The 6,449-nt window shown below is 61.2% G+C and carries 8 protein-coding genes and 1 tRNA gene; 2 read left to right on the forward strand and 7 right to left on the reverse strand.

Going from position 1 to position 6,449, the window contains the following annotated elements; genetic code table 11:
• Positions 1-57: 57 nt before the first annotated feature.
• The 5 genes from GCM43_RS21800 to GCM43_RS21820 form a co-directional block, all read right to left on the reverse strand.
• Entirely contained in the window at positions 58-579 is a 522-nt protein-coding gene (locus GCM43_RS21800) for a peroxiredoxin family protein (protein WP_152247986.1), read from the reverse strand.
• Positions 580-667: 88 nt separating this feature from the next.
• The gene (locus tag GCM43_RS21805; protein ID WP_152247987.1) at positions 668-1,333 is read right to left on the reverse strand and encodes a BON domain-containing protein; all 666 of its coding nucleotides are present in this window, start codon (positions 1,331-1,333) and stop codon (positions 668-670) included.
• Entirely contained in the window at positions 1,326-1,922 is a 597-nt protein-coding gene (locus tag GCM43_RS21810; RefSeq protein WP_152247988.1) for a phosphoheptose isomerase, read from the reverse strand. The genes GCM43_RS21805 and GCM43_RS21810 overlap by 8 nt, the downstream gene beginning before the upstream one ends.
• A 57-nt stretch (positions 1,923-1,979) precedes the next feature.
• Positions 1,980-2,348, reverse strand: coding sequence for a YraN family protein (locus GCM43_RS21815; protein WP_152247989.1), 369 nt, complete (start codon positions 2,346-2,348; stop codon positions 1,980-1,982).
• A gap of 11 nt (positions 2,349-2,359) precedes the next feature.
• Positions 2,360-3,604: a penicillin-binding protein activator gene (locus GCM43_RS21820; RefSeq protein ID WP_152247990.1), complete on the reverse strand. Its 1,245-nt coding sequence runs from the start codon at positions 3,602-3,604 to the stop codon at positions 2,360-2,362.
• Positions 3,605-3,736: 132 nt separating this feature from the next.
• Between GCM43_RS21820 and rsmI the strand changes: the two genes are divergently transcribed.
• Positions 3,737-4,645 (forward strand): 16S rRNA (cytidine(1402)-2'-O)-methyltransferase, encoded by a 909-nt coding sequence (rsmI, locus tag GCM43_RS21825; RefSeq protein WP_152247991.1) that lies wholly within the window; start codon positions 3,737-3,739, stop codon positions 4,643-4,645.
• A 3-nt stretch (positions 4,646-4,648) separates the two neighbouring features.
• Here rsmI and GCM43_RS21830 read toward each other — a convergent pair whose 3' ends face one another.
• The gene (locus tag GCM43_RS21830; RefSeq protein WP_226929606.1) at positions 4,649-5,239 is read right to left on the reverse strand and encodes a nucleotidyltransferase domain-containing protein; all 591 of its coding nucleotides are present in this window, start codon (positions 5,237-5,239) and stop codon (positions 4,649-4,651) included.
• A 60-nt stretch (positions 5,240-5,299) separates the two neighbouring features.
• Positions 5,300-5,926 (reverse strand): hypothetical protein, encoded by a 627-nt coding sequence (locus tag GCM43_RS21835; protein WP_152247993.1) that lies wholly within the window; start codon positions 5,924-5,926, stop codon positions 5,300-5,302.
• Between the two features lie 152 nt (positions 5,927-6,078).
• Here GCM43_RS21835 and GCM43_RS21840 point away from each other — a divergent pair.
• Positions 6,079-6,155, forward strand: a tRNA-Pro gene (locus tag GCM43_RS21840).
• Positions 6,156-6,449 lie beyond the last annotated feature (294 nt).

Here is a 6,449-nt window from a genome sequence, read left to right on the forward strand (position 1 = left end):
ATGTGCAGGTTATAGCAAGAATGCAATGGTTTGCAACAGTATTCTGTTGCAAGCGATTTAGCCGGCGATGGCGTTGTCGAGCAGCTTGTGCAGTTCGGCAAACTCCGGCTTGCCGACATAGCGCTTGAGGATTTTGCCCTGTTTGTCGAGCACGAAGGTGGTGGGCGTCATGGCCACGTCGCCATAGGCCTTGGCGGCCTCGCCGTTAACGTCGAGCGCCACCTTGAACGGCAGCTGGCGCGTCTGGGCAAAGTTCAGCACATAGTTGGCCGGGTCGTACTGCATGGCCACGGCCACGAATTCGAGCCCCTTGGCCTTGTACTTGTTGTAGGTGTCGACCATCTCCGGCATTTCGGCCACGCAGGTCGTGCAAGAGGTGGCCCAGAAATTGACCATCACCACTTTGCCGCGCAGGCTGCTTGAGGAAATCTTTTCGCCGTCGATGCTGTGGAAGGTCACATCGGGTGCGCTTTGCTTGTTGTTCAGCGACAGATAGGCGCCTGCCGCAATGCCGGCCGCCACGATGGCGATCACGGCTGGCTTGAGCCAGGACTTGGTGGCGGAGGGCGAAGTTGTCATGAGATCACATCCGAAGCAAAGCCCAAAGCAAGGCGATGCGGCCATTATAGCCGCATCGCCTGATGGTTGCTGTAGGCCCGATGGCCTATCAGGGATTGCTGCTGCGCGCCGGCGCCGGGTCCGGCTGCAGTTGCTTCAGTTCGGCTTCGGTGATGTAGTCGAACAGCTTGACCACTTTCTGCACGCCGCTCACGCTGCGCGCCACATCGGCGGCAACCGTGCCTTCGCGCTGGGTCACGCGGCCCATCAGGTAGACGGTGCCGTTTTCGGTCACCACCTTGAACGAAGCGGCCGAGATGGTCTTCATGTCGACCAGGCTGGCCTTGACCTTGGTGGTGATCAGCGCGTCGTTCGAGCGCGAGGTATAGCTGGCCGGGCCGGCAATCACCATTTCATTGGTCACGCCTTCCACGCCGGGAATAGCGCGTATTTCGCGCTCGACCGACTGGCGCATCGCTTCGTCGCGCACTTCGCCCGTCAGCAGCACGTTGCGGTTGAAACTGTTGACATTGACATGGCCTGCATCGCCGACCAGGCCAGGCAGCTTGGCCTCGCCCTTGACAGCGATGGTCTTGTCTTCGGTCTGGGCGCCCAGGGTGCGGCGGTCTGCCGCGGCGACGCCGCCCATCACCGCGCCACCGACCATCAGCTCGATGCAGCCGGTCAGCGAAGTGAGCATGGCGCCGCACAGCAGTGCAGTGGCCAGCGGGCGTTGTACGCGTTTCCAGCCTGGGCCAGTACCGAATTTAGTCATTCACGTCTCCTCCGAATAGCGCGACGTCGATGCCGTCGCAAATACAATGTATGGTCGTCAGATGCACTTCCTGGATGCGCGCCGTGCGCGAGGCCGGCACGCAGATATGCACGTCGGCGTCGGTCAGCATCTTGCCGATGGCGCCGCCGTCCTTGCCGGTCAGGGCCACCACGCGCATTTCGCGCTCAAGCGCCGCTTCCACCGCCGTCATCACGTTGGCCGAGTTGCCCGAAGTGGAAATGGCCAGCAGGATATCGCCGGCCTGGCCGAACGCCTGCACCTGCTTCGAGAAAATATCGCGGTAGCTGTAGTCGTTGGCCACTGCCGTCAGAATCGACGTATCGGTGGTCAACGCCAGCGCCGGCAGCGGGAAACGCTCGCGCTCGAAGCGGCCGACCAGCTCGGCAGCAAAGTGCTGGCAGTCGGCGGCCGAGCCGCCATTGCCGCAGGCCAGAATCTTATTGCCATTGGACAATGCAGCAAACATCAGCTCGATCGCCTGTGCAATCGGTTGTGCCAGTACCGTAGCGGCCTGGATCTTGAGTTCGGCACTTTCGTGGAAGTGCGAGAGGATGCGTTGATTATTCATAGTCTGCCGATTATAGTGCAGGCGCGCGGCCGGGCGGACAAGCGCCGTAAAAAATGCTTACATATCGAGGATGTTTTTCAGCCAGTCGATGCGCGTACCCTCGATGGCCACGGCGTCAAAACGGCAGGCTGGCAGCTTCTGCTGGCGCTGCAGAAACATCTGCGCCGCCAGCACCATGCGCCGCTGCTTGGCCGGCGTGATGCTGGCCAGCGCCCCGCCAAAGCTGGCGCTGCTACGCTGGCGCACTTCCACGAAGACCAGGCCGCTGCCATCGCGCATGATCAGGTCGAGTTCGCCGCCCTTGCACAAAAAATTGCGTTGCACCAGCTGCAGGCCGTGCTGCTGCAAATAGGCCAGCGCCGTATCTTCGGCCAGCCTGCCCCGGATCTGCTTGTCAGTCGGCAGCTTGTCGCGTGGGGCGGGCATGGCGCATGGTCTTATTGGGGCGGCGCGATTGCCGGCGCAGGCAGTGGCGCCGGCGGCCAGGCGCCCACCACGCCCTGCTGGTAGCTGGCCGCCTGTTCGGTACGCTCGAAGCGAGCCTGGCCATTGTCGTAGCTGACCGACAGGCGGCCCGTCACGCCATCGAGCACAAACGGCGACTGCGGTTTCAACGCCACTTCGCGCGCTACGCGGAAAGCGTCGATACCGAGCGCATACAGGCGTTCCATGTCGGCGGTCAGGCGGCCATCCATGGGCTGCGGCGGCTGTGGATAAATCATGACCTGCGGATGGTCGCGCTGCACTTGCCATGGCAGGTCGAGCAGGCGCGCGCCATCGAGTTCGGGGCCGCTGGCGCCGCGGCCCATGCCCGGGTTGATCGAGGACGTGCCGTACAGCGGCAGGTCGGGGCCGATCGCCACGCGCAGCTGGCGCGCCTGGTCGGCATCGAGGGCGGCAAACACCAGGCCGGGCGGCGTATTGTTCAGGCGTGCGCGTACCTGGACCAGCTCGGCGTCGCTCAGGTAGCCATTGGTGGCGGTCAGGTCCATCTGGTCGACCGTGCCGCCCTGGCGCAGCCATTCCTGGCGGAAGGCGCTGCTGATGCGGCGCTGCGATGGTGCGCCGGCCGACAGGATCAGGGCGCTGGCGCGCGGCTGTTCGCTGGCGGCCCAGGCGGCAACCTGGCGCGCTTCGGCTTCGATCGACAGGCCCATCACCAGCATTTTTTCCGGCAAGCGCGCAGTCTCGCGGCTATCGGGATGATTGAGGGCGATGGTCGGCTTACGCACCAGGTCGCTGTTGGCCACCGCCGTCACGCCAGAGCGCGTCAGCGGACCGACCACGATATCCTGCTCCTGCTGGGCCTGGGCAAATTTATTGAGCACATCGGCATTGCCGTCGCCGGTATCGATCACGGTCACTTCAAAGCCGCTGCGGTCGCGTTCATAGGCGGCCATAAAGCCGGCGCGCAGCAGTTCGGCCGCCGGTCCCAGCGTGCTCGAGCGCAGCGGCAGCAGCAGGCCGATATGATGCTGTTTGCCGTCCGACGGCGCCGGCGCGGTGGCGGCCGGCATGTCCTGCGCGGTACCGGTAGCCGGCTTGCCGGCGCTCGGCGCTACTTTGGGGGCGCCGCCGTCGTCATACGAGGTAATATCGGGCACGGCCACGGCAAACGTTACCGGTTCGGGTGCGGTCGGCGCAGGCGCGGCCGGCTTGGGCGCCGGCACGGGCGGCGGCATGACCCTTGTTTTTGATTCGATAGGCGCGCACAATTGCCCGGGCGCGTCGCAAGGCGTGCTGCAAGCGCTCAGCATGCCAGTCGCGGCACAAACAAGCAGTAACTTCACACTATTAGCAAGCATTGAACCTCCATGACCGTACAAGAAAACAGTTTTATTGCCAATCTGCCTATCATGACAGAGGCGGCGCACCAGGTCTATCCTATCGCAACATTGTATGTAGTGGCCACGCCGATCGGCAATGTGACCGATATCAGCCTGCGCGCCCTGCACTTGCTCGGTATTGTGGACGCTGTTGCCTGTGAAGATACGCGCAATACCGCGCACCTGCTGACGCGCTTCGGCCTGAACAAGCCATTGATTGCTGCCCATCAACATAATGAGCGTGAAGTAGCGCAGTCGCTGATTGCCCGCCTGCAAGCTGGTGAGCGCATCGCGCTGGTGTCCGATGCAGGTACGCCCGCCGTCTCCGATCCCGGTGCACGCATCGTCGACGCCGTGCGTGACGCCGGCCTGCGCGTGCTGCCCTTGCCCGGAGCGTCGGCTGCCATTACCGCCATCTCGGCCAGCGGCTTGCTCAATGACCAGTTCTACTTTGTCGGCTTCCTGCCAGCCAAGGCCAAACAGCGTGAAACCATGCTGCAAAGCTTGAGCGGTATTACCGCCACCATGGTGTTTTATGAAGCGCCGCACCGCATCCTCGACTGCGCCACGGCGCTGGCTGCCGTCTTCGAGCCGTCCCGCCAGGTGGTGTTTGCGCGCGAACTGACCAAATTGTTCGAAGAAATCCACCGCTGCCCCCTGTCCGAGGCCGAAGCGTGGATACGCGCCGATGCACACCGTGAAAAAGGCGAATTCGTGATCCTGCTCGAAGGCGCCCCGGCCGAACAGGATGCGCAGGACGTCGAAGCCGAGCGCATCCTCAACATCCTGCTGGCCGAATGCAGCGTCAAGCAGGCCGCCAGCCTGGCAGCGCAAATTACCGGGCGCAAGAAAAACGCGCTGTATGAGCGGGCGTTGCAGTTGAAGGGGCAGGAGTAAGAACTATTTGGGCGGGGTCTGGCTGGCCAGATTTTGCAAGCTTATCTCCGATCCTTTGATAAAGATCTTGGGCTGTTCGATCACGCGCATGACAAACGATTTGCGTTCATCTACACGTGCGATAAATTCTTCGCGTGTGTAGAGCGTCGGGTTGATGCTGCGGCCTAGTTGCTGTTGCGCAGGCATCAGGTCTGACAGCAATTGTGCGTTCGATAGCTTGTCACCGATGATCATCAAGTCTATATCACTGTGCGCCTGTTCGCTGCCTCTGGCGATTGATCCATATATAAAAGCCAGTTCAATATGGTGCCAATGCGGCAGCAGCGCCGTGCGCAAGGCATCACCGACACCAAACGTTTTCAATACGATGCTGCGCAGCTCCTCGAAAATCGGTGCATTGTGATTGGCCTGATAGTGCTTTTGGTTGCCGATTTTTTTTACTGTAATGAGCGTGGCATTGACCAGTTTGGCCAGTTCGCGCTGGACGGAACCAGAGCCCGTAGCGGCGAAAGCAATGATTTCGCTGGCATAAAAAGAGCGTTGCGATTGCCCAAACAGCAAAGCCAGCACCCGTTGCTGTGTCTTGGAAAACAAGGAATTTGCGTAGTTACCCATATTGGGTAGGATAGAACCCAATATGGGTAAAGTCAAACCTTACCATTTACAGCCACTATCCTTCTTGTCCAACAGCATCAGGACTGGCGCCAGCAGCCCGGCGCCGGCGTAGGCAGTGCGGCAGTCGCCGCGTTTGCCCTGAGCGATATTGCGCGCCAGCTCGGTTTCGGTTTGCAGCGGCTTGTCGGGAATCTGCCCTACTGCCGTGCCGACCTTGGCCGGATCGCGTTCGCCGGCCATCTTGCGCGCCGTGCTGCGCGCTGCCTCCATATCGAATTTGGGCACCGGACCAGCGTCGGGATTGCTGGCCGCTGGTGCTGCCGGCACAGTGATTGCTGGTAGCGCCGTGTCGGCGACGCTGGCGCTGGCCGGCGCCTGTGCCACTGGTGTGCGTGCCAGGCGCGGTGGCTGTACCGGCTTCGGTACACGCCGTGGCTGCACGCTGGCCACGGGCGGTGGCGGCTTGACCGCTGGCGGCCTGATCCAGACTGTCAGCGATTCCACGCGCGGGCCGGTGTCGGGCAGCGCAGGCGGGCGCGTGTGGCGCCAGCCGTACAGCAATGCGGCGTGCAGCAGCAGCGATACGCCAACGCCCAGCACGACGCCATTGCGCCGGCGCCTGGGACCACGGTAGTTCAATGAAGTTGATAACGGTAGTGCAGTCATGTTTTCGCATCCTGTGAGAGAAAACCGAGCCACAGTGTCGCATACTTTATTGGCAAGAAAATCGTAGCTTAGGCCATGGGGCATAAATTATTTACGGGAAGTTCGGGCTGACCCTTGACCGAACTGAATTCGGTCTGTATTATCTTGGTCTTCGGAGTGTGGCGCAGCCCGGTAGCGCACCTGGTTTGGGACCAGGGGGTCCAAGGTTCGAATCCTTGTACTCCGACCAAATTTGTAGAAAAAACCCGAGAGTTTCGACTCTCGGGTTTTTTTTCGTCTGAATTTTCGTCTGAATTTTCGTTTGAATCACGTAGGTCGGATTAGCGGGGCGACGCCCCGCGTAATCCGACAAATGCCGGCGCCAACAATGTTGTCGGATTACGGCCCCGCCGGGACCTAATCCGACCTTGTATTATTCCTCTCATGCGGTTGATGGTGTTGCGAACAACATTAACCGCTGTCAAAATTCTTGGTAGGCATATCAAGACCGGGTAACTGGATGCTGTATCCGCCCTTAGGCTCA

Origin of the sequence: Janthinobacterium aquaticum (assembly GCF_009208565.1) — a bacterium.
Classification (GTDB): Bacteria; Pseudomonadota; Gammaproteobacteria; order Burkholderiales; family Burkholderiaceae_D; genus Janthinobacterium.